Annotated in this window: 23 protein-coding genes and 1 other RNA gene; 14 read left to right on the forward strand and 10 right to left on the reverse strand. The window is 41.7% G+C overall.

Going from position 1 to position 22,559, the window contains the following annotated elements:
* Positions 1-120: 120 nt before the first annotated feature.
* Positions 121-696 (reverse strand): exopolysaccharide biosynthesis protein, encoded by a 576-nt coding sequence (locus tag GVO63_RS15110; RefSeq protein WP_159492714.1) that lies wholly within the window; start codon positions 694-696, stop codon positions 121-123.
* A gap of 148 nt (positions 697-844) precedes the next feature.
* On the opposite strand from GVO63_RS15110, the gene GVO63_RS15115 reads away from it, so the two are divergent.
* The 4 genes from GVO63_RS15115 (at position 845) to GVO63_RS15130 (ending at position 4,721) form a co-directional block, all read left to right on the forward strand.
* Positions 845-2,332, forward strand: coding sequence for a diguanylate cyclase (locus tag GVO63_RS15115; protein WP_159580974.1), 1,488 nt, complete (start codon positions 845-847; stop codon positions 2,330-2,332).
* A gap of 226 nt (positions 2,333-2,558) precedes the next feature.
* A complete protein-coding gene (locus GVO63_RS15120; protein WP_159580976.1) occupies positions 2,559-3,263 on the forward strand; it encodes a hypothetical protein in 705 nt (234 codons plus the stop codon).
* A gap of 50 nt (positions 3,264-3,313) precedes the next feature.
* A complete protein-coding gene (locus GVO63_RS15125; protein WP_236552172.1) occupies positions 3,314-4,162 on the forward strand; it encodes a DUF3307 domain-containing protein in 849 nt (282 codons plus the stop codon).
* A 139-nt stretch (positions 4,163-4,301) separates the two neighbouring features.
* On the forward strand, positions 4,302-4,721 hold the full coding sequence (locus GVO63_RS15130) for a hypothetical protein (RefSeq protein ID WP_236552173.1): 420 nt from the start codon (positions 4,302-4,304) through the stop codon (positions 4,719-4,721).
* A gap of 189 nt (positions 4,722-4,910) precedes the next feature.
* On the opposite strand, the gene GVO63_RS15135 is transcribed toward GVO63_RS15130, so the two are convergent.
* Genes GVO63_RS15135 through GVO63_RS15145 form a run of 3 tightly spaced genes read right to left on the reverse strand, consistent with a single transcriptional unit; the run spans position 4,911 to position 8,385 of the window.
* Complete coding sequence (locus GVO63_RS15135) at positions 4,911-6,227, reverse strand: DUF3526 domain-containing protein (RefSeq protein ID WP_159580978.1); 1,317 nt, start codon at positions 6,225-6,227, stop codon at positions 4,911-4,913.
* Positions 6,224-7,666 carry a DUF3526 domain-containing protein gene (locus GVO63_RS15140; RefSeq protein ID WP_159580980.1) on the reverse strand — a complete coding sequence of 481 codons (1,443 nt, stop codon included), beginning with the start codon at positions 7,664-7,666 and terminating at the stop codon, positions 6,224-6,226. Before GVO63_RS15140 ends, GVO63_RS15135 begins: the two co-directional genes overlap by 4 nt.
* The gene (locus GVO63_RS15145; RefSeq protein ID WP_159580982.1) at positions 7,663-8,385 is read right to left on the reverse strand and encodes an ABC transporter ATP-binding protein; all 723 of its coding nucleotides are present in this window, start codon (positions 8,383-8,385) and stop codon (positions 7,663-7,665) included. The genes GVO63_RS15140 and GVO63_RS15145 overlap by 4 nt, the downstream gene beginning before the upstream one ends.
* Positions 8,386-8,818: 433 nt before the next feature.
* Between GVO63_RS15145 and GVO63_RS15150 the strand changes: the two genes are divergently transcribed.
* Positions 8,819-9,718 carry a hypothetical protein gene (locus tag GVO63_RS15150; protein WP_159580984.1) on the forward strand — a complete coding sequence of 300 codons (900 nt, stop codon included), beginning with the start codon at positions 8,819-8,821 and terminating at the stop codon, positions 9,716-9,718.
* A gap of 91 nt (positions 9,719-9,809) precedes the next feature.
* Here the strand turns inward: GVO63_RS15150 and GVO63_RS15155 are convergent, their stop codons facing one another.
* Both GVO63_RS15155 and GVO63_RS15160 read right to left on the reverse strand, forming a co-directional pair.
* A complete protein-coding gene (locus GVO63_RS15155) occupies positions 9,810-10,286 on the reverse strand; it encodes a hypothetical protein (RefSeq protein WP_159580986.1) in 477 nt (158 codons plus the stop codon).
* A 123-nt stretch (positions 10,287-10,409) separates the two neighbouring features.
* Complete coding sequence (locus GVO63_RS15160; protein WP_159580988.1) at positions 10,410-11,774, reverse strand: FRG domain-containing protein; 1,365 nt, start codon at positions 11,772-11,774, stop codon at positions 10,410-10,412.
* Between the two features lie 243 nt (positions 11,775-12,017).
* On the opposite strand from GVO63_RS15160, the gene GVO63_RS15165 reads away from it, so the two are divergent.
* The 6 genes from GVO63_RS15165 (at position 12,018) to GVO63_RS15190 (ending at position 16,868) form a co-directional block, all read left to right on the forward strand.
* On the forward strand, positions 12,018-12,218 hold the full coding sequence (locus GVO63_RS15165; RefSeq protein ID WP_063457004.1) for an AlpA family transcriptional regulator: 201 nt from the start codon (positions 12,018-12,020) through the stop codon (positions 12,216-12,218).
* Entirely contained in the window at positions 12,211-12,699 is a 489-nt protein-coding gene (locus GVO63_RS15170) for a helix-turn-helix domain-containing protein (RefSeq protein WP_159580990.1), read from the forward strand. The genes GVO63_RS15165 and GVO63_RS15170 overlap by 8 nt, the downstream gene beginning before the upstream one ends.
* On the forward strand, positions 12,689-13,789 hold the full coding sequence (locus tag GVO63_RS15175) for a site-specific integrase (protein WP_159580992.1): 1,101 nt from the start codon (positions 12,689-12,691) through the stop codon (positions 13,787-13,789). Before GVO63_RS15170 ends, GVO63_RS15175 begins: the two co-directional genes overlap by 11 nt.
* A 163-nt stretch (positions 13,790-13,952) precedes the next feature.
* Positions 13,953-14,519 (forward strand): recombinase family protein, encoded by a 567-nt coding sequence (locus tag GVO63_RS15180; protein WP_159580994.1) that lies wholly within the window; start codon positions 13,953-13,955, stop codon positions 14,517-14,519.
* 131 nt (positions 14,520-14,650) lie between these two features.
* Complete coding sequence (locus GVO63_RS15185; protein ID WP_159580996.1) at positions 14,651-15,607, forward strand: hypothetical protein; 957 nt, start codon at positions 14,651-14,653, stop codon at positions 15,605-15,607.
* Between the two features lie 76 nt (positions 15,608-15,683).
* Positions 15,684-16,868: a hypothetical protein gene (locus GVO63_RS15190; RefSeq protein ID WP_159580998.1), complete on the forward strand. Its 1,185-nt coding sequence runs from the start codon at positions 15,684-15,686 to the stop codon at positions 16,866-16,868.
* Positions 16,869-16,998: 130 nt separating this feature from the next.
* Here GVO63_RS15190 and GVO63_RS15195 read toward each other — a convergent pair whose 3' ends face one another.
* On the reverse strand, positions 16,999-18,246 hold the full coding sequence (locus GVO63_RS15195; RefSeq protein ID WP_159581035.1) for an integrase domain-containing protein: 1,248 nt from the start codon (positions 18,244-18,246) through the stop codon (positions 16,999-17,001).
* A 165-nt stretch (positions 18,247-18,411) separates the two neighbouring features.
* Positions 18,412-18,770, reverse strand: a transfer-messenger RNA (tmRNA) gene (ssrA, locus tag GVO63_RS15200).
* Positions 18,771-19,162: 392 nt separating this feature from the next.
* Between ssrA and GVO63_RS15205 the strand changes: the two genes are divergently transcribed.
* Complete coding sequence (locus tag GVO63_RS15205; protein ID WP_159581000.1) at positions 19,163-20,386, forward strand: NADH:flavin oxidoreductase/NADH oxidase family protein; 1,224 nt, start codon at positions 19,163-19,165, stop codon at positions 20,384-20,386.
* Between the two features lie 98 nt (positions 20,387-20,484).
* Here the strand turns inward: GVO63_RS15205 and smpB are convergent, their stop codons facing one another.
* A complete protein-coding gene (gene smpB, locus GVO63_RS15210) occupies positions 20,485-20,964 on the reverse strand; it encodes an SsrA-binding protein SmpB (protein WP_159495340.1) in 480 nt (159 codons plus the stop codon).
* A 244-nt stretch (positions 20,965-21,208) separates the two neighbouring features.
* Between smpB and GVO63_RS15215 the strand changes: the two genes are divergently transcribed.
* Entirely contained in the window at positions 21,209-21,640 is a 432-nt protein-coding gene (locus GVO63_RS15215) for a type II toxin-antitoxin system RatA family toxin (protein ID WP_159581002.1), read from the forward strand.
* A complete protein-coding gene (locus GVO63_RS15220) occupies positions 21,637-21,984 on the forward strand; it encodes an RnfH family protein (protein ID WP_159581004.1) in 348 nt (115 codons plus the stop codon). Before GVO63_RS15215 ends, GVO63_RS15220 begins: the two co-directional genes overlap by 4 nt.
* Positions 21,985-22,057: 73 nt before the next feature.
* Here the strand turns inward: GVO63_RS15220 and GVO63_RS15225 are convergent, their stop codons facing one another.
* Positions 22,058-22,534 carry a MarR family winged helix-turn-helix transcriptional regulator gene (locus tag GVO63_RS15225; protein WP_159495343.1) on the reverse strand — a complete coding sequence of 159 codons (477 nt, stop codon included), beginning with the start codon at positions 22,532-22,534 and terminating at the stop codon, positions 22,058-22,060.
* Positions 22,535-22,559: the final 25 nt, after the last annotated feature.

A 22,559-nucleotide genomic window follows, 5' to 3' on the forward strand; every position in this document is an offset into this window, starting at 1 on the left:
AGATGATGCGGCGACATAGGGGGCATAGGCGACATAGTTACTATGTTCTTACTGCGCAACGGGCGCGGCCTAAAGCGCTATACGAAAAAAGCGCTTTTCAAATGAAGCGGTTGCTTGGATTTACATCATCGCCAGTGCCTTAAACACTAAATAGCCGGTGCCCAGCTGAAGCAACATGCCAATAATGAGAAACACACCATCGCGGTTTGTCATGCCAAGTGCGGTTATGCAAAGTGCGAAAGCGGGCAGAGCAACAGCAAAGGGAAGGGCCTCCAATGGGATCATGCAAAGCGCAGCGACAGCACAATACGCCGCAATAATGTTTTTGGCGGGTGTGTCGGATAGAAATGGTATACGGGGTTGCAGTAAGGTTTCGGTTTTCGCTACATAGGGTTTTGCTTTACCTAAAGCGCGTTTTAACTTATCGGAATCCACTTGCCTTTCTTTTAATGACGTAGGTAGCCATGGGCTTTTTCTTCCAATCGCGACTTGTATACAAATGAAAAATAACGTTATTCCACATATCGTTGGTACTCCTGGAATAGCACCGGTAGGAAGCAAGGCGACTAAAGCTGGCACCAACAGTAATGGTCCAAACCCTCTATCTTCGAATCGTTCTACAATTTCGCCAAGAGACGTCTTGCCAGAGTTTTCATCATATATGTCGTCTAACAAATCAACGATTGAATTGCGCATAATAAGTCGTTAAATCCTGTTTAAACATGACCGCATCCTGCTATAAGTACGCCAATTTCTTAAATAAGTTTAATAAATTGCGAGGTGTACTTTTTACTTCTAGCCGTGCTTTGCTACATTTAACAGACGGTATTTTTTGGGGTTGCACTTGAGTAACGAAGATATTTTTGCTGTTTTAAAGCAAATGCCAGCAAGTATTTTGTTTAAACGCATTGGTAGCGAAGAAGTACACGGTAGTAAAGGGTTTGAAAGAACGTTTGGTATACTCAAGGCGACGTGTATTAAAGAAAATTCAATTACTTTTTTCGATAGCCAATCTAAACAAAAAGCTGAAGACAATGAGAGCCCTTTCTCTCGTGCTGAAGCGGGCGAGCCTGTATCGTGCCAGTTTAGGGTGCAAACTGAATGTCGGGCGATGAACTGCCACATTGAGAGTGCTCTCATCAATACCTCGGTAGATGAATGGCTAGTGCTTTACATCACGCCTAATGGAAACGACTTTGTTGATGATAATCAAGAAAACTCCGCCGTGGTTAAGCATATTGCGTTTAATCAATTGCTCACAAACTTTTCATCTAAGCTAATCAATGCAAATGTTAATGAATTAGATAGTATTATCGACCAAGCCCTAGCGGCGTATGGTGAGTTTAGTGATGTAGATAGATGTTATTTGTTCGAGTTTAGTGAAAACATTGAATATATGTCTAATACCCATGAATGGGTCGCAGCTGGCGTCACACCCTATATCGACGACTTGCAGGATATGCCAACTACGTCTTTACCTTTTTTCATCAGTCATATCTCAAACGGACTGTTTAAGATTGATGATGTATCAACAATCCCTGATGTTGGTTCGTCTGAGAGAGAGGTTTTTCAAGAGCAGCGAATATGCTCGATACTTTGCGTACGGATAATGGTAGATGAAACCATGTATGGTTTTATCGGTTGCGATATTATTGGAAGTCCCTACTCATGGAAAGCGTATGACATAGAATACCTGCGCCGTATTGGTGAAATGCTTGGTAATACGCTTCAAAATATTCGCAATCGCAAAGCGCTACAGAAAATGCAGCTGGAACTTCTCAAGGCTAACAAGCAACTTGAGCAGCTAGCAAATATTGATGGCCTTACCGGTATTGCTAACAGACGTCTTTTCGACAGCACATTACAGCGCGATATTAAACGGTGTCAAAAACAGGGGCTAGCGCTAAGCCTTCTTTTAATCGACGTCGATTTTTTCAAACAATATAACGATCACTACGGGCACGTTTCGGGCGATAAGGTACTTAAAAAAATAGCGAAAACCCTCTCAAAGAGTTGCTTAGGTAATGATGATTTAGTTGCTCGTTACGGTGGAGAAGAATTCGCGGTTATCCTGCCTGGAACAGATAGCGACGCTGTTAACGCTATCGCCTCTCGAATATTGCGTAATGTCATGTTTTTAGATATTCCTCATGAATATTCAACGCATAACAACAAGCTTACGGTAAGCATCGGATTAATCAGTCAAACCAATGATAGTCTGAAGGCGGTATACAAACAGCACCGTGCTCAAAGCGCAAGTTGGCTGATTAGCCAAGCTGATGAAGCGCTTTATCGAGCTAAAAATGAAGGCAGGAACTTGATAAAAAGTTAATTGCAAGTTCACTGTCAACATAGTCTTTTCAATATGAGATCCACAGTAAACTTTGTTTTCTCCATTAATGTGCGTCAAATCAATCACATTGTTTATTGTGATTGTTATTAATCACATATTGATGTGTGATTGTTTTTGAATTCAACGTGTGGGCGTGTCATAGTGTCGTATATACTATCGTACAATCCTTGTGAATACCGTACGTCTAACGACAGCGTGTAGCAGAATGACTAAAAATAATGCATTGAAAGTGGAATCAAGCAGTTTTGCTGGTGTGCTTACTGGCGATATTACGGGTTCTCAATCTTACTCTAATGATGACTTCGGTAATATCCTTGCTGCGCTTCAGCAGCATTTGTCGAAATACGCCAAACGATACAGTGGTAATTTCGATATTTACCGAGGGGACGCTTTTCAGCTAGTGATAGGCCAGCCACAATACGCGATGCATATTGCACTTGGACTTCGATTAGCACTTAAGGCACATATACCAAGCGTCGATATAAGAATTAGCGTAGCAGTGGGAGATGCACATTTTCGACCTTCAGAAGTGAAAACTGGCACCGGAGAGGCATTTGTTTTATCAGGGCGGGGGCTTGATATGATTAAGCCTCATTACTTCGCTTTTTACAGCAGTGACGTAAAACTGGAAAATAGAACACAGCTTCTGACGCGTTTTGCTGATGTTCACGTAAGTGGTTTAACGCAAACACAATCACAAACCTTACTTGCTTATCTTGAGGCCTCAGACAAGAGTCATGAAAATGTAGCGGCAGCACTTGATAAAAATAGAAGCAACGTAAGTCGAATTCTTAACGCGAGTAATTACAAGCTGGTGGCTGAATACCTAAGCTATATGGAGCAAGAGCTTGTGTTGATGCAACAAGAAAGCGGGCTGTTAAATACGAAGCAGGTCAACAAGGAAGAATAACGTGCGATGAGTTTGAACATCAAACGTTACCCTAATGGTAGGAGCGCCAAATGATAGATGAAACATCGAAGACGGGTATTGTCCAAGCCTCGCCTGAGTTGATGCAGCCTGAGCTATTAGTGGGGCTTTTACTGGCTCATTTGCTTGCCGACTTTTATTTTCAGCCCTATTCATGGGTACAGCAAAGAAACGAGCGACACGCTTTAGCTTTACCTTTGTATTTACATGCGCTGCTACATGGCGCGCTTGCGCTCATTGTACTTATGCTCATATCTCAGAGCGAGAGTATGACGATGATAGGCTTTAGCGCGATTATTGTAGCAGTTTCCCATTTTAAAATTGATGTAATTAAGTCCTATTGCTCCCAAAACACCCTGTCGTTTTTCGTTGACCAATTAGCACACGTCGTGGTGATTTTAGGTGTGTTTTTATATGTAACGAATCAATGGCACAGTGCGCTACTGCTGCTAAAATTAGTGAGCACAGAGCATTTAGTCGTGCTTTTGGCTTATTTAGCGGTACTCAAACCCAGCTCAATCGTTATTAAGCAACTGTTGGCCCCCTGGAGCGACGAAGTGCTAGCAAACAAAACAACGTCTGCCCATCCCAATGACCCTCCCACAATAAGCACCGAAGCACAGCAAACCTTATCACTGGCAGGTCAGCGTATTGGTTATTTAGAACGGGTTCTCATGTTGACGTTTGTGTTATTAAACCAGTTTTCGGCTATCGGGTTTCTTATTGCCGCTAAATCCATTTTTCGCTTCGGTGACTTAACTAAACACCAAGACAGAAAATTAACGGAATATGTACTGCTTGGCACTTTTACCAGTGTTGCGATTACCTTAACTATCGGTGTGGTGTGCGCTGCGTTACTCGGGCATATGCCTATTAAATAACACCTGTAGTAAAGTTAGTTAGAGGTAAATTGAAACTGGTTATTGAGGAGCGTCGCCACAGGCTTATAGAAAAAGGCTTACTTAAAGAAACTGAATGGCCAGTTTAAAATGATATTTAAACCTGTGAAACCATTACGCTATGGATGTTGGTCTAGGCGGCAAAGAGATCGCAGAGCACTCTAATTGTAGACGCCAAAACGCAGTGATGAATAAATGTGAAAATGTCGAATTTAAAGAGTCTCTTTACACTAAATTAGGTTTGCCAAACTACAGCCATTATTATTGGTCAATCAACTGGGTTCAAACTCAATCCGGTCCAATGGCTATTTACAGAACGTCAACCAAAGTTAAAATCGTGGACATCAACAACCAGCAAGTTCATACCGTGTTTTCACGAACATTAGGGGTGAACGACTTTGTTGTGATTGAAAATGCTGACGGAACAACGGGTATCAGAGCGCGCCTAGGCTTTAGTAAAGAAGAAGTAAAAGATATTGAGTCGTTCATCAAAAACAACACTACAGATATCGAGCCTATGCAAATGCTACAACCTTCATAGGTTTAGCTTAAATCTATTCTGCATAGAAATGGCGCAATACTTCAAGTAATAACAAAAAGAGGCCTGTGACATACAGGCCTCTTTCGTATTCACCGATGAAATTTGGTTTTTTATTTATTAAAAACGATAGTCAGCCACTAGCTTAAAGTGCCTTGGTGCATTTGGTTCAGCCCACACATCAGCTTCATTTCATTCTTTTTTTCCTGAGCGGTTATTGTGTGAGGTGTCAGTGCTTGGTGTAAATTGTGGCAGTGCCTTTAAGCTTTCCTGAGAAAATTCAGGGTCTTTGAACAGGTGGTAATAATAGAATTTCCGAAGCGATTTATGAAAAGCACGCACGTCGTTTTCATAGCTCACCATAGCTTCAACGTCGGTATCAGCAGCGCTAGAGAGTAAACGCTGAGTCAGCAAAGACGGAGAAAATAAAGCTACATAGCTAGCAATGGTGTCTTTTTGAAGCGTGGAAGCCTGGAAGCCCCTCGACAGTTCGCTAGCCGTTTGGTCTCCTACCTGTTGGAACGCGTAATACCACTTCCAGTTAAACGAACTGTCTCGTTCAGGATCAAATTCTGTGTAGTCGGCCCACTGCGGGTGAGTGGCTATAAATGCACGCCATGTGTCTTCAACGGGCTTATCCCACGCGCTATTTACCGCTTCACGTTGGGTGAGCACAATGTCGCCACCCTCAGGTGTTTCAATCACTGAATTGATTACCGTGTGTGCGGTCACGGGCACAATAACAGTGGTAACAAGCCAAACACCTAGCATAACAGAGGCTAGGTGCGTTGCGCTGAAATTTGCAAAACGCTTCGCGGTGCCAATTACAAGAACAATGGCACTCCATATCGCTATGTTGCCTATCACTATTGCGCAAACGGTTAATATAGAAAGTACAGGTGCGCCGTTAGCTAACCCGAAAACGACAAACGGGGTCAGCGTAACTAGGGCCAAAGGCACCAAAGTGACTAATACTCGTGATGTCCATATCGCATGGGCGTTGCGTGCGGTTACATTGAGTAAATCAAAGCGGCGAGCTTCCCGTTCTTTTGCTTTTAAATCGTAAAGCAGCAAGATGATGAATAATGGCAACAATATGCTGGTCACAAAGGCAAAATCGAAACGTCCTAAAAACGCTAGCTCTGGGTTATCTGTATCGCTTTCATAAATTTGCCCTTCTAACGCCAGCATGCGTATACGGTGCTTCCAAGGAAATACATCTCTTTCGCCTACGGCAGCAAAAGCCAGCGGGGAAGGGGGCGCATAAGTTAGGTGAAAAGCATAGTACGCCACCATGCCGAAGTTAGACTGTTGCGTGATAACGGCTTCACGCTCTATTTGATCTTTTTCCAGTAAGCGTTCAATTGTAGCTTGTTGTTCCTGCATTTCCGCATAGCCCGACCACAAAGAAACTACGCTTAAAAGAAAAACGACTAATAACGTAAGTTTTATTTGGCGATGACCAAAAACAAAATTAGCTTCACGTTTAAGATCGGTAAAACGCATCATGGGTTTAACCTCCTAACAGCCGCTTTCAAAAGCAAGGTGGTAATGCATACCCAAACAAACAGTTGTAGAAAATAGATAAGCGCGTTTGAAATGCGCGTGTTTGCTGCTTCTGGTTTGAAATCAAATTCAGAAAGCAATGCCCAGTTGTCTGCATCCACAACAGCTTTTTCAGCGGCTTCCTCGCTTGCGTTGCGGTTCATGTCGAGTTTGTAATCCAGCTTTTCGACATGCACTTTATTCAGCCCTTGAACGAATTCAAGGCGCAGAGCTTCTGCTTCTCGTAAAAAACGATGATGGGTTTCAAGGCTGGTACCCGCTAATATTGTGGAGATAGCGCGAACGGAAACGGTTGGCGATAGCCAGCCAAACTGTCGCGCAATATGTGCTTGTTCTAATTCTTCACCCATTCTGTTTTCGGCAAATTCATTAAGCACTTTTGCCTGTCTGCCTTCTGAGTACTGAGCAACAACACCGCGGAAATTAACGGGAAGGTCGTCTACGGAATCTACATCGTATTTTGCTAGTAAATTTTCTTTTAGCTTTTTAAATGCGGGGTCGTTAACGTCGTGACCGTCACCCAAACTTCTAAGCTTTTCTACTACTTTAAAGTCCGCTTCAAGCTTGCCTATTGAGGGGGCTGCATTCGTTGCGACACTGCTGCCAATGCGAGGAAGTAACACACACGCGGCCATCCAAATAACAATAAGCATGGTGAAGCTAACGCTACTTTTCTCAAATAATGCAGAACACGCGGTTACAACAGCGGCCCATAGCAAAAAGTAAACGGCGTAGCTTAAAGAAAATAACAGTACAACAAGCACGCTTTCGCTTGAAAAAGCCACGTAAAAACAGGCTAGAAGTAGAGGGAGTAAGAACAAACCGCTAGCTGTAATGAGCGCTAAAAGCTTTCCTAACATTAACTGCCAGCGCGTTGTGCCTTGGGACAATAAAAGCGTAAGTGTACCCGCCTCGCGCTCTCGCGACACGCTACCGTATCCAATAAGAATAATAAACAGTGGCGCCAGTACTAACGCAAGGAAGCTAGGGGTTAAGCTACTAAAGCGCGTAAGCCCAGCTGATTGCCGCTGCTCTGCAAACATGGCGCTGTTTTGGCGATGCCCCTCTAAGAAAATAGCGTTACCTGTGTAGGTGTCTACACCCGGTTCGATGACGCTTAATGGAGTAGGGGCACGAAAGACATAGTGACCGTAATGCACCATGCGGTGAGGGTGCTTATCAGGCTGCGCTTTAAAGCGTTCTTCCGCTTCAGTTTGAAAGTGGTCTCTCGCGTGCGCGGCTTCTTCAATGTGAAATGCATTTACGACTAGGGCAGCTAGGGTCAGTATGGCTCCTAGCAACAGTACCGTAGCGGCGACTTTCGTGCGCAGCCAGTAGCGCCACTGATCTGCACAAATGGTTTTTACTACACTAAATATCATGCTTTGCGCCCTGCAAACGCTGCGTGTACCGCTTCAGTGTCAATGGGCGCATCGCCAATACGCTCGAAGGAACCGGTTAGTATACCGTTACTTAAAAGCACAATACGGTGAGCGACTTGGCAGGCACCATACACGTCGTGGGTTACCATAAAAATGGTAGCGCCGTTGGCCGCAAGTTCAGAAACCAACGCATTAAACTCGTCAATGGCGGCAGGGTCTAACCCTGAGGTGGGCTCATCTAAAAACAGCACCGGGGCATTGCGCAACAAAGCAAGCGCTATTGCGGTTTTCTGGCGCATACCTTTCGAGTAGTTTGATAACGCCTTATGCCATGAATCTTCTTGAAGGGCCACTTTGCGAAGTGCCGCAAATATGTCGTCGTCTGATTTTGCTACCCCAGCCACTGAAAGAAAGTAGCGAATGTTTTCCAGGCCAGAAAGGTGACCATAAAGCGTTACAGACTCAGGTAAGTAAGCAACAGACTTTTGAACATCGTTAGGATAAGTAGTGGCGTTGTGCCCCAACACAGTGGCGCTGCCACTGCTTGCTTTCATCAAGCCTAAAAAGGTTTTTAGGGTAGTGGATTTGCCCGCCCCATTTCCGCCTAAAAGCGCAAAGACCTCGCCTTTTCCTACGCTAAAATTAAGATTATCTAACAGTGTGCGGTCATCTACTCGCACCGTAAGCGCATTTGCGCATATTACTGAATTTATTTGCATTGTTTGACACAGACATAGTTACATTTTTAGGTAATGTTATATTATAGCCAGTGTGGTGTGAATACGGTTTGCTTGAAAAACTAGTGGGTTGACCTTCATAAGGCCCTAAAGTAATGGGAAATAACGTAGAGATACAAAAAAGGCCTGCCGATTGGCAAGCCTTTGGAATTGGTGGGCTGGCGTAAGTTGAAACTGATGTGTATATAGCTGTATTTATGAGTTATTTTAAAGTTTGATTTTATTCTGTGTACCCACGTGTGTACCTATCTGTTTTGTCTAAACCAAATTTTCTTAGTTTTTATAATGTGAGCAGTGCCAAAAAGAGATAATTTATAGTTCGGCCCCACAAGAGATGTCATGAGCAGTTGCGTAGAAAATAAACTGATTTGTCTAAAAAGCAGCTGTTGATCTTTAACTCTGAGAAAACTAATTAATGAATAAGCTATTAAAATTAAAGCAATATCTCTCTATAAATGACTCTGCCGATTACTTGACTGCGACGTTAGAAGAGACCGTATCAGTCGCTGACATATACGAACTATCGCTAGAAGGCCATTTGGCGATATCAATCCGCTTAACGAATCAGGCATATGCTAAGAAAGTCGATTTAGCACCAGAGCTTGAACTGACAAGCAGAGAAGAACGATTTGGGGCAGTCCAGGCTAACGAAGTTGATGAGCAGGTCCATATCTTTAACGGTCTTTATGACCTAGCAATGATTGGCGAAGAACGGTTCGAATTAAGAAAGCTCTATCAACGTGAGGTTGAAGGAGATAGCCCTGTACTCTCTGAACTTAGTGGTTTCTATGTAAAGCACGAGGGCTGCATCTATAAACTGTTGGAATCCCTTACAGTAACAAAGTCAGAAGAGTCACAAATATCAAAAGAGGCTAGGCTAGAAAGCTTATTAAAATCGAAAGGCTTAATGAGCCAAAGTCATTTTGATGACCCGCTCACGATATTCGAGAATTTAAGCGTTAGCGAGATAGAGCAAGTTGCAGAATTAGTTAACCCTTTTAATGATAATGAAAACAGCAGCTTCGTCTCGCTTGATAGACATTCGTATCAACTTGTTCTAAAAACTACGGAACTACAGCGCTTTATTTCGCTAATAAATAATCCTTCTTCATCAGGTATAAGTGAAGAAAAGCCGATTCACCCACCAGAAAAAAGAAGTTACTTAAAATTCATAAGCATGTTTTTGAAGCTACATGAATTTGACCTTGCAAAAAAGGGAAATACAACCGCTTTGAGTACAATGTTGGAACAGGCAGGTCTCTCACTATGCAATAACACAGTGCGAAAAATACTGAGTGAAGTTGAAGATATATAGATTTGGCTTTTGGTCAACTCATACCTGTTAAGCAGGTATGAGTTTTTAACTTTGTTTCTCTAAATCAATTAGCTGGTGACGATTTCGCGCACTAGTTACGATAGAATTCACTACTCTTCATGCTACAAGATGGTTTGTACTTAGGCCCTAAATATGTACACTTTCCGTTATAATCATCGTTACAGGAAGCCCATGCTTCTTCATATTGCACGTTACATGGCTTATCACCGCCTGAAAGCCCCCGAATTACAATAAGAATAACAAATAGGAAGAACGCCCCTCCGACGACCATATAGATCTTATCCAGTACCTTCGTCGATGAAGACTTGTGATTTTGCCTGAATCTATTATTTTGTTGGCCTTGTTTCAAGAGGACTTTATTTAGAGAGTCTTTTTGTGCTGGAGAAAGCTCGCTTAGTAGAGCAAACTTCTTAGTTGAGACACCTGTAAACGAAGCGCTCTTGAACACTACTTTACAGTTCCCATTATCCCCATCAACTTCTATTACCTTTCCAACTCCATGTTCTAAGCTCCCAATATGACAAACCTTTGATCCTACTTTGATCATTTACATTCCTTTATAAAACGGGGAGGAGGTCTGAGGATACTGAGTTACGATTAGCGTTCCTCTGTCTGCAAGACAACTCCATTTAGTAACTACGCATACTTTACTAATTAAAATATTATTTAATCAGCCACTATGTTTAGTCGTCGATGACCGAGCTTTATCAAACTTGAATTTTTCAGCAACATATTTTGCTGAATTTTCAATGTATGGAAAAACAGTACTCTCATTAATATTAAGCAAATCCAACTCTTCAAGTATTGAATTCTTGTTTGTAACTGTGATTCTCGAAACGCTTATATCTGGTGTACCTTCTTCAACAAAAACAGCATCCAATCCAAAGAGCAGAAATGCACCAGACTGTGACGAGATTCTATCATTGCTATGTTTACCTTTTACACAAATGATTCTTCTTAAATCTTCTGGCTTTATAGAAGGCTCAAAAAATGGCTTTTCTTCCTTAATAAAATGAAGAAGTCGCTTAATTGCTGGCTGTTCATTGAAACTTTCACTATCGAAATCAATTTGGCCCTTTTCTGTCTGGGGAAGCCGCGCCAGATTAGCAATACAACTTGCAACATCCGAGTCAAAATACTTCACATTTTTTCTGTTCATTGAAAAGACCACAACTTCGCCTTCCTTGTTAATAGAAGACTTGCAAGCGAAATAAAGTGCGATTAGAGGGTTAGAAGTTATGTCTAGCAATCTTGTAGGAAGTGAATAATGCTGCATTCGTACTAGACTATCGAGCGTATAAACATCCGATTGAAAGTCAGCTGAATTTGAAACTAACAACTCTCGGTAAATTAAGTGCTCATTGTCTTTATACAAGTAATTTCCATCTTCATCTCTGCGAAATAGAGATGGTTCGAGTTTGTACTTTATTTTATCAGAGTGGCCTCTATAAAATACCTCGTTGCCGTCTCTCTCTTCAAGAGAAAGTACTTTTCCGATAAACCCTTGTACTGTTGTAATTTTAGGACTTTTCGATTTGTCTGCTGTAGGACGCCCCTGATTGAATTTTTTTAGCGTCGTCTCGTTAACTGTTATTCCAATCTTTTGAAGTCTAGCGAAGAGATTTTCTTCCTTAACTGCCCAGTGAGTTCTGTTCATTTCCCAACTTCGGATATCCAGTAGTGGCGCTATTGGCTTGATTTTTTCAAATGGAATAGGAGGAATATCCTCCCTAAACTCAAACTCTATCAGAATTTTTCTGCCACGCTCTTTGATAGATTGGATAGAACCTATTTTAAAATCAGAATTCTCACGCTCTTTGATAGATTGGATAGAACCTATTTTAAAATCAGAATTCTCACCCTCATAGGCAAAGACAGTTGGGTAGCTTTTTAGTTTATCGATATTGGAGCTAGTTAAATCTTTTAGAGCAAGGGCAATTTTTTCATTTGTGTATTCAAAAATTCGACTCTTGTCGAATTCATAATGTCCTTTATCCCAATCGCCTTCTCCCGCGGTAACTAGCAAGTTATACATTAGCTAAAAAATCCCTTCGTTGACTGTAAAATGTTTTAGTGTGAGGCAGAGGATTCTCGTGCTCTCTCGCTTTTTCATTGTTAAGCATTGTAAGCAATTTAGAATGAAGATAGCTAGTACATAGAAACTGCTTACCAATAACTCAAAAACTCATATGAGCTTTTGCTTGGCTCATATGAGCTTTCTCTTTAGCTTTTCATCGTAACCTCTTGGTCATCCAATAACAAACCAAGAGGACTTACTATGTCTCATAAAATCATGCGGTTACCAGAAGTCATTGAGGTGACTGGTCTATCGCGCAGTACTATCTATCTACGTATGAATAAAGGCAGCTTTCCGCTTTCCATTTCTTTAGGAGAGAGAGCTGTAGGTTGGTTACACACCGATATAGCGCATTGGCTTGATGCTCGTGTTGCTGAATCAAAGGTGTGTAGCTATGACTAGACGATTCACAGCAAACCGTATCAAAAGTAATCGAAACTATACCGTTGCTGATGTCAGCGAAACGTTAGGCGTTCACTTTAAAACAGTGCGCAATTGGATACGAGTTGGCTTACCAGTCATTGACGCCAATCGCCCTCTCTTAATAAATGGGGCAGATTTGAAGGTCTATTTAAAGCAGAAGCGCAAAGCAATAATGTTTGGTTGTGAAAATCATGAAATGTGCTGTTTTCGTTGCAAGCAGCCAATGAAGCCCATTCTCGATTCACTGCTCTTTATAGCCAAGCCAGCAGGAATGGCACACATGACAGGAGCTTGTGAAGAGTGTGGAACTCGAATGAACAAATATGTTTCGTGGCGCGACGTCAATGATATTTGGAAAGATCTGGAGGGTAAATTACCGATAGCAGAAAAACACATAGTCCTAAGAGGACAAAAGCTCTTAAATTGTCCTTTCAGCGAGGTTTCTAGCGATGAAAAATAATAATACAAACAATGCCCGAATTATCTACGAATATACCAAGTTTTTGAAGGAAGCTAAGCGCTTAGATGACTCGACGGTTGATGGTGCTCTTAAATCTATAAATCGCTTTGAAGATTTCACAGGGTATATAGACTTCAGGAAATTTAGGGCGAAGCATGCGATTGCTTTTAAGAAGAATCTTCTTAGCCAAAAGTCTCTAGCAACAGGTGAAAAACTGAGTAAGGCAACGGTGCTTACAGCGACCCGTCACCTAAAAGCGTTTTTCCATTACTTAGCTACTCAAAAAGGATATCGCGCAAAAGTTAACTATAGTGACATCGAATATTTCAATCTATCGGAAAAAGACACTCGAATTGGAAATGCAAAGCGTAAAAGGAGTGTGGCGACAATTGAACAAATCGTTAAAACCCTAGAAGGAATGCCTTGTTCGACTTCAATTGAAATGCGAGACAGAGCTTTAATAGCATTTGTTATTTTGACTGGTGCGCGAGACGGAGCAGTTGCCTCTGCAAAAATTAAGCATGTTGACCTCTCTGACTATAGCTTTTATCAAGATGCTAGAGACGTGAATACTAAATTTAGTAAAACATTTACTACTTACTTTTTCCCAGTAGGAGAGTTGCCACATAAAATACTAGCTGATTGGGTTGATTACTTAGTGACTAAATTAGGATACAAACAGAATTCACCATTGTTTCCAAAAACAAAGCTGGCTCATGACGCTAATCAGCAATTTGAAGCGGTTGGGTTACTTGAAGAGCATTGGAGCAATGCCAATCCGATTCGTAAAATATTTGCGCAAGCATTCGCCCTAGCTGGATTACCATATTTCAACCCACACAGTTTTCGAAATACCTTAGTGCGATTAGGTGAAAAGCTTTGTCAGACACCTGAAGAGTTTAAGGCGTGGAGTCAGAATCTAGGGCATGAAAGTGTACTAACAAGTTTTTATAGCTATGGAGATGTTCCCGACTATAAACAAGCTGAACTGCTTCGGAAGCTTTCTAAGCCAGCAGAAAATGTTTCCCCCGATATGGAGCAACAAATTAAGCTTTTCCTGCAATTCCAGCAAAAAGAAGGAAATCTATAAACCTCCTAAGTAACTCAGTCTTAGCTGGTATCAATAAACATTCGTATGTTGATACCAGCTTTTTTTTATCTTAGTTGGTATCATAAATGTAGGGTGTTTCAAAAGTGATACCGATGTTATATGATGCCCCAATAGATGATACCGAAAAGGAAGTTAATTGAATATGCGTATATTTGCTTATTGTCGAGTTTCTACCACAGAGCAAACGACAGAAAACCAAGTCATAGCTATCCGTCAAAAAGGATATGAAGTCATTGATTCACGGATAGTTAGCGAAACGGTTTCGGGTTCGGTTGAAGCTATTAAGCGAGAAAAATTTAAGATGCTCATCAATCACAAGATGGAAAAGGGCGATATGCTGGTGGTCTTGAAGTTAGACCGTTTAGGTCGTGACAACATTGATGTGCAAAGTACAATTAATTTACTCACTAATAAAGGAATCAAGGTGGTGTGCTTAGATTTGCCAGTAGCTGATCTTTCTAGTGCTGAAGGTAAACTGATGCTTCAAATGTTCTCTGCATTTGCAGAGTTTGAGCGTAATCGAATTAGAGAGAGGACTAGAGAAGGACTTGAGCGAGCTAAAGCAGAGGGAAGGAAGTTGGGTCGACCAGTGGCTAAGAAAACAACGCTTTCTGTTCAGGCGAAAAAAGCTGAGGGGCTGTCTCAGTCTAAAACTGCTGTAGTTTTGGGTTTAGGAATTGCAACTGTTAAAAGACATTGGAATAAGTAAAAGCTTATTGGTTGAAGTATTACTTCAATTCCATAGTCAGCTAAATCGATAGAATTTGGTTGTGGTATGGAACAGCCTTTGTGTTACTGTTATCTCAGAAGGATATGATGTCAAGCTCTAAGAGGATATGGATGAACTCAACAGCACTACAAGAAGAACTGTTAACAAAACTAAGACCTTTAGAGGCTAGTCTTAAGAAAGCAGTTAAAAGTGGTAACCCCGACAAAGCTATCGAATTAGCCACGAACATTCAGCATCTGTTTCCTAAAACTATGCGAGGCCATCATAGACTATTGCGAGCAAAATTGTGGGCATTTGAATCATGCGTTGACGCTAACAGAATTTCATTTGCAAAGAGAGGGTTTATAGGTATCCGTGCCTTATCCGCAAACCAAACACGGCTTTATCTTGAAGCGTCTAGTTTGCTGGCTGTTTGTCACCTTCGTTCTAAAGAAATAGAACAGGCCAAGAAACTAATTTCTGAAGTGATCGGAAAGGTTAATAACATATCTTCGGAGCTTACTAGGCGGCAATTTCAAAAGCGTCTAATAGAACGTATAGAAGAAGAATGTATCCTCACAGAGCTCATAGGTAGTAATGAAATGCTTTTGAACGTAGAAGAGGTTCAGTCTAATGCCGTTTTGCTTATACAAGCAAACTCAGAAAACGAAATTTTAAAGCTTATAGGCTACTCTGTTCCACCTTCCAGTATTAGTTTACTAAATGATGTTAGAACTTATTCTCTCAATCTCCTGCCGCCACCCGATAGAAAACGGTTGCCTGCGCCTGAAAAAGCGGAACAACCCAAGAAAATTGGGCTAGTTACATTTTCTATAATTAAACGAATTGTTTGGAAAACATTTTGTAACCCAGATAGCACTTTGTATTCGCTGTGGAAGAATCGTGTTCCAAAGGTTTTTAATGAGGGATATTTTTCCGCAGCAGTTGTTACGACTCTTGGCGATTTTAAAATTGGAATTCCTTTACTAGCTAGTGGAATTTCTGCATTAATAATGCGGTACTCCGCTGAAGAGTTTTGTACTATCGCTAAGCCAAAAGGTTTAATGATAGATAGAGGCAAAGAGTGATTTGTTTTAAGAAACTAAAATAAATTAAGCGGTCTGTAGAATTAACGTCAATTTTTGTAATAGATGTGAAAATAAAGTGTTTGAAAAAGTTATACTAAAAAGCTCAGATAGCGGCGCTGCTATAACAGCAGGAGAGTTAGCTGAAGCTCTTCTCTACTATCAAAATGTACATCTTGTTTTAGATTATGGCAGCGTCATGGGGCTTATAAGGCAGATTGGTATGCCTAATCTACTGACTACCCTCAATAGGCCTAATGTATCTGCTATATATACAGAGCAAATGCTTACGGTACTCCCCCAAACTATTAATAATAGGCAGTATTTCTCTTTCGAAGCAATTAGGATTTGTGGCAGTGAATTAGTTGGACAACTACATTCAGCTAAGCGACGGTTTACATTTATGTTGGAAGATAAGTGTAATATCCCTAGAAAACGGGCGATGTTGTACCAAGAACGATTTAGGAAGCTTGCACCATTTAAACGGATAACAGACGATAGCTTTATTGAAGGAGGGCTCATTAGAGCCGCGCATGAAGAACTGGCGGATAAAAATCTAGTTAAGGATGCTATTAAAGTTAGCCTTAAGCACTCAGTCGGCTTGCAACATATACCAGAGCATTTTGAGTATAGAGTATTTCTCGAAGAGAATAGGTTTACAGTTGACACAGACTTAGATTTTTCAGCCCTATCTAAAGTCTACAGCTCAAGGTGGGGGGGCAGCCTGTCAGTAGTAAACCCTCTTCTTGATTTTTTTATTTTCAAAAGTGATTTAGCATTTGCAGCACATTATGGAAGTGAAATTTACACTTCACACCGAACATCAGATTTGATTGACCTTAAATGCAAAGGGCTACTACGACGAATAAATTTGGATAAAACAAATATAAATAGTTTTAGTCGAACAGTGACGCAAAATGCACCAAAGCTACGAGACGTGATCAATAGCGGCGAAAGAACATACGATGAATTTTTAGTTCTGCTAGATAAAGCTGAGAAATTCAAAAAATGGATTGGAAATAAGTCACCCGAACAGGAATTGATTTCCGAATACCTGAAGGACATATCCAGTGAACCTACGATTTCGAAACTTCCCAGCAAGCTAATTCGCTATTTCTTCACGACTGCAATCGGGATGATAGAACCTATCACTGGTAATGCGTTGTCATTAACAGATACATTTCTAGTTGAAAAGATGTTGGGAGGTTGGCGACCCAACCGCTTTGTAACAGAAAATTTAAGCCCATTTGTAGATGTTGAGTGAAGTCTAGTCGATTTAGTGAGGCTAAATAATAAGCCTCAATTGAATCAGTGTAATTACGTCAAAATCGCTTGGTACTTATACCGTCAGTATCCCTTGGTAATCACACTACTACACCTCAATACTAGACACCTCAATTTGAGTCAACTACCTTTAACTGCTTAACACTAGTAACTGAAAAACAGCCCGTCGCAGCTTCAAGAATATGCTCACTCCACCAATTCATCATAGGGCGGCGTCGTTCTAAATAGTCAGTTCTGTTATAAGCACTCCGTACTTGGTTATCATCTACGTGCGCAAGTGCTGCTTCAATTAAATCGCGGTCAAAACCTTGTTCATTTAGCGTAGTGCTCGCTAATGAACGCAGGCCGTGGCTAACTAAACGGCCTGCGAAGCCCATCCGTTTGAGGGCCATGTTTGCTGTTTGGCTATTACATGGCTTTTTTGGGTCTCGGTCAGAAGGGAATACAAACTCTCGATGTCCGCTGATTGGTTTCATTACTTCGAGAATAGCCAGCATTTGGTCAGTAAGTGGGATACGCTGATCTCTGCGTTTTTTCATTCGTTCCGACGGGATTGTCCAAACCTTACTTTCCATATCAATCTCTTTCCACATAGCACCAGATGCTTCGCTCGGCCTTGTCATTGTGTGGAGTTGCCATTCAATAAGACAGCGTGTGGTTCGCTTAATACTAGCATTTGCGATAGCTCCCATAAGCTCTGGTAGTTCTGCTGGCTTTAATGCAGCCATATTTTCTTTTTTCGGCTTTTTAAAAGCCGCTTTAATTCCTACCAGTGGGTTAGCTTGAATAAACCCACAGTTTGTAGCGAAGTTCATAATTTCATTTAGGCGCTGTGATAGGCGTTTTACTGTTTCTAAACTTCCTTTAGCCTCAATCGGCTTAAGTAAGTCGATAATTTGAGGGGCAGTAATAGCACTTACCGGAACTTTCGATATTGAAGGGAATATGTGTAACTCTAAAGAACGCCAGATATCAACGGCGTAGTCAGGTGTAATATCGTCCTTTTTAATTTCAAACCATTCTTTAGCCACGTTGCTGAAAGTATGCTGGTGGACAGACTTATATTCTTGCTGCTGACGTTTTCGCTCTTCTTGGGGGTCAATGCCTTGGGCAAGTAACTCGTTTGCTTCAAGCGTCGCTTTACGAGCATTCGCTAGTGATAGGTCAGGATATTTACCTAGACTGAGATTAGCTCTTTTACGGCTGGTAGGCCTGTAGTAATTAAATATCCAATTTTTAGAACCATTTGGCTTAATACGAAGTCGCAGGCCATCACCATCAAACAGGTTATATTCTTTTTCGCTTGGCTTTGCAGATTTGATTTCTTTATCAGATAGCCGTGTAGTAACTTTTGCCATAATGGGTACACCAATTTCATCTAGTTTGCGTAGTGTACCCAATGGTGTACCTAAAGATCAAAGAAGCTAGAGGAAGCTATTGAACGTTAAAATACGCTAAGTTATTGATTTTACGTTGATGAAGGCATAAAAAAAGACGTCATAGGACGTCTTAATTTATTGAATTGGTGGAGCTGGCGGGATTTGAACCCGCGTCCAGAAAATGTCTACCTTTGGTACTACATGCTTAGTTTGTCATTTATTTAACTGCTTGGAACTCCGACAAACAGGATTTCCTTGCAGCTGGCCTGATACTATTTCGCGGTTCACCCTCAGACAAGGTTCCCTCGCTATCCTACTTGGATGACCTTCCGAATCCCCGCTAGCAGGAAAAGACTAGGGTGGAAGGGCCTATGCCGGGTATTAAGCGGCTAGTGCGTATGTTTCGTCGTTTGCGACTATTTAAATGCGGCTTTTTAAGAGGCAAACCGCTCCTCTGCATGCACCTCCGGCTTCCTAGATCCTGTCGAATCCTAATCAGCCCCGAGTGTGATTGCTAATCATAGCACAATTGTTACTTGGTGAAATACATTCTTTTGAAAAATACTATAAATTTTAAGGGTTTGGCTATAAATCAACCAAAGATAACATCTGGTTTTTCAAAAGCTTACTTATTTAGGCCTTGCGTGAATCTACGCTTCGGTAAAAATGCATAACAACCTGTGCTGTTCAGCTTTTAAAGATATGGGGCTGCCTTGGCCAATTTCAAGTGCTAAAGGGTAATGACAAAACAAATAAAAGTAATTTATGAAATTAGACGACCCTTTTCATTTGATTATATTAGCGAACTTTTAAGGAAATAGTGCTGTTGTAATGATGCAATTAAAGGCAAGAACCATTAAAGTACGAGGGCATAATTAAAAGGCTTGTAGTGTAAATGTCTTCAGATTCTATATTGTATTCCCCTTATACCTTGCCCTGTGGCGTGACAGTAAGAAACCGTCTTGTTAAAGCCGCAATGGAAGAAAACATGTCGAGTAAAGGAAACATACCAGGCGAATCGCTTTATTCGCTTTATCGGTATTGGGCCCACGGTCATTTAGGTATGGTGATCACTGGAAATGTTATGGTGGATAAAGGCGCGATGACAGGTCCAGGCGGCGTTGCATTGGAAAAAGACACTGAACTTGCTCCCTTTCAGAAATGGGCAAAAATTATTAAGTCGAACGGGGCGCTCGCAGTGATGCAAATAAACCACCCCGGCCGACAAGTGTTCAAGGCAATGCGGGGTAAGGCGATTGCACCTTCCGCTGTTCCCTTGGATATGGGTAAGCATTCAAAATTGTTTGCGAAGCCTCGTGAGATGACCTGCCAAGATATTCACGATGTATGCAAGCGCTTTGTTCAAACGGCAAAGCAAGCCGAAAAAGCAGGGTTTGACGGCGTTGAAATTCACGCTGCTCACGGTTATCTGCTTACGCAGTTTTTATCTCCGCTTACTAATCAGCGCCAAGACGAGTGGGGTGGTTCGATCATCAATCGTGCGCGCTTGCTTATTAACATAGTTAGCCAAGTTAGGGCAGTCTGTTCTAAAGAATTTATCGTCATGGTGAAACTCAACTCTGCTGACTTTCAGAAAAATGGATTTTCATTTGACGATTCCTGTGAAGTGGTAAACCGACTAGAAGCACTGGGCGTGGACGTTGTTGAATTGTCTGGCGGAAGTTATGAAGCGCCTGCGATGCAGGGGCAAACCCGAGATGATACCACCCTTGCGCGAGAAGCATACTTTTTAGAATTTGCGCAAGCGCTGGTAAGTAAAACGGACATTCCGCTTATGACAACAGGTGGTATTAAGCGGGCTGAAGTAGCTGAAAAAGTTGTGGAGGAGGGGTGTGCGTTAGTGGGTTTAGCCAGTGCGTTAGCTATTACTCCAGACCTTTCAAAAAAATGGCAACAGGAGTGGGCTTATTCGGGCATTATTCCGCATTGTACGTGGAAAGATAAATCACTCGCTAGCCTTGCAAATATGGCGATGGTACGCAGACAACTGAGGCGCTTAGGGAACAATCTCACCACCTTAAGAAACCCATCGCCGCTGTGGAGTCTTATTCTTGATATGCTGCATCGCAAGAAAATGACAAAACGAGACGTTGGCTAATGATTTAGTTCCTCCCTTTTAAACGTCGAGAGACGCCGGTGAAGGTATTTAAATTGTTCAAATACTGATGTGAACGCAGTACAAAGAAGAACACAGCGTTAAACGCTGTGTTTCATCATTCTTTCTTTTTGACGCTGCCAATCTTTGTCTTTGATGGTGTCACGCTTATCGTGGGCGTGCTTACCTTTTGCTAAGTGTATTTCTAATTTCACCCAGCACTTTTTCCAGTACATTGATGTAGCAACGATTGAGTAACCTTGGCGGTCACGAGCACCCATCAGACGGTCTATTTCACGCTTGTTTAGTAATAACTTACGTGCGCGCTCAGGGGCCGCAATAACGTGGGTAGATGCTTGATTCAATGGACTGATGCGGCATCCCACTAAATACGCCTCAGCATTTTGAATAATAACGTAGGCGTCGGTAATATTGACTTTACCGGCACGAATACTTTTGATTTCCCACCCTTGAAGCTCAAGTCCTGCTTCGAACTTATCTTCTAGGAAATAGTCGTGGCGCGCCTTTTTATTCTGCGCGATATTTCCAGTGGAGTTTTTGTTGGCTTTATTCTTTTTCATGCTGGCTATTATACTGATTGTTCAAAGGAATGTCTTTAGTTGTCATAAATTACAATAATTGATTGTCGGCGAAGTGTGATTTCTGAGCGGAGTATGCTTTATCCAATTCACCTTCTTACCTGTCCCGATATCATTACCTTAACACTAAATACTGATATGGGGTCGTTCAGGGTAAAACCGAATACGAGCGCAGCAATTTTTCTGTGATACAATGCCGGCAAAAGTGTTAATAATAGTGGGATCAATGCCAAGTATTCATAGAAGTGCGCTAGTAGCACATAGCGCAGAAGCCATGTATAACTTAGTCAACGATGTAGCTTCCTATCCTGAGTTTTTGCCAGGTTGTGCGGATAGCAAAATTCTCGACACATCAGCCCAAAATATGAAGGCGTCTTTATTGGTCGCCAAAGCGGGCATTAAGCAGTGGTTTACTACTCACAATGTGTTAGTGCCGGGAAAAAGTATTCAAATGCAGCTGGTTGACGGCCCATTTCGTACACTTACTGGCGGTTGGACATTTTCTGCCCTCTCTGAAGAGGCGTGTAAAATTGAACTTAACTTAGAGTTTGAGTTTAGCAACAAGCTTGCGGAAATGGCATTTGGTAAGGTATTCAATAGCTTGGCAAGCAGTATGGTGACTGCCTTTACTGAGCGGGCACGGAGTGTCTACGCATGAGCAATAAACTCATCAACATTGAAGTTGCGTATGCGCTTCCTACTCAGCAAGCAATTGTTGATGTTGCTATTCACGAAAACGCGACGGTTGAAGAGGCGATCAAAGCCTCAAGTATTATGGAGCAATTCCCTGATATTGATTTAAAAACGACCAAAGTCGGGATTTGGAGCAGAGTAGTAAAGCTTAGAGACACACTTACAGACGGTGATCGTATTGAAATTTATCGACCGCTTATTGCTGACCCAAAAGAAATTCGTAAACGGCGTGCAGAGAAAGCAAAGGAAGAAGGCAGGGCTGATAAAATTACTGGCGGTAAGGTGAACCCGCTTAAAGCGAAGTCATAAATAAAGTAATGAATTAGCGAACGCTTATAAAAATGGCCTTTTTAAAAAAGGCCATTTTTGAATAATAAGCATATTAGTTTTTATCTGAGATGCTGCCCAATTCTAAAAACGGAGATGCATCAATGTCCTCAGCGTCCATCATAGTTGCAATTCGTTGAACGGTTGCCACCATCTGGCTTTGTTCCCACTCTTTAAGCAGCGAGAAACGCTCAACAAAATGTTCCTGAAGAGGGCGAGGTGCGTCGACAACTGCCTCTTTACCCCTTTCTGTAAGATAAACGCCAACTTTGCGTTTATCTTGCGTACTTCTGATACGTGTCGCTAGGTCTCGCGATTCCAGTCTGTCTAAAATATTAGTGATGGTGGCGGGGCTCAAATTAATGTTCTCCGCTATTTCACGCACCATGATGCCAGGGCGCTCTTCAATGTTCTGCATAACCAGTAGCTGTGGGCCGGTTAGGCCCACGTGCTTGCTTAGCTGCTTACTGCGCAAGTCTACAGCACGAATAATCCGCCGTAGTGCTACTAATAATTCTTCTTCTTTTCGCATTATACTTCCAATTTACAAGTAACCT

Origin of the sequence: Alteromonas sp. KUL106, assembly GCF_009811415.1 — a bacterium.
Taxonomy (GTDB): Bacteria; Pseudomonadota; Gammaproteobacteria; order Enterobacterales; family Alteromonadaceae; genus Alteromonas.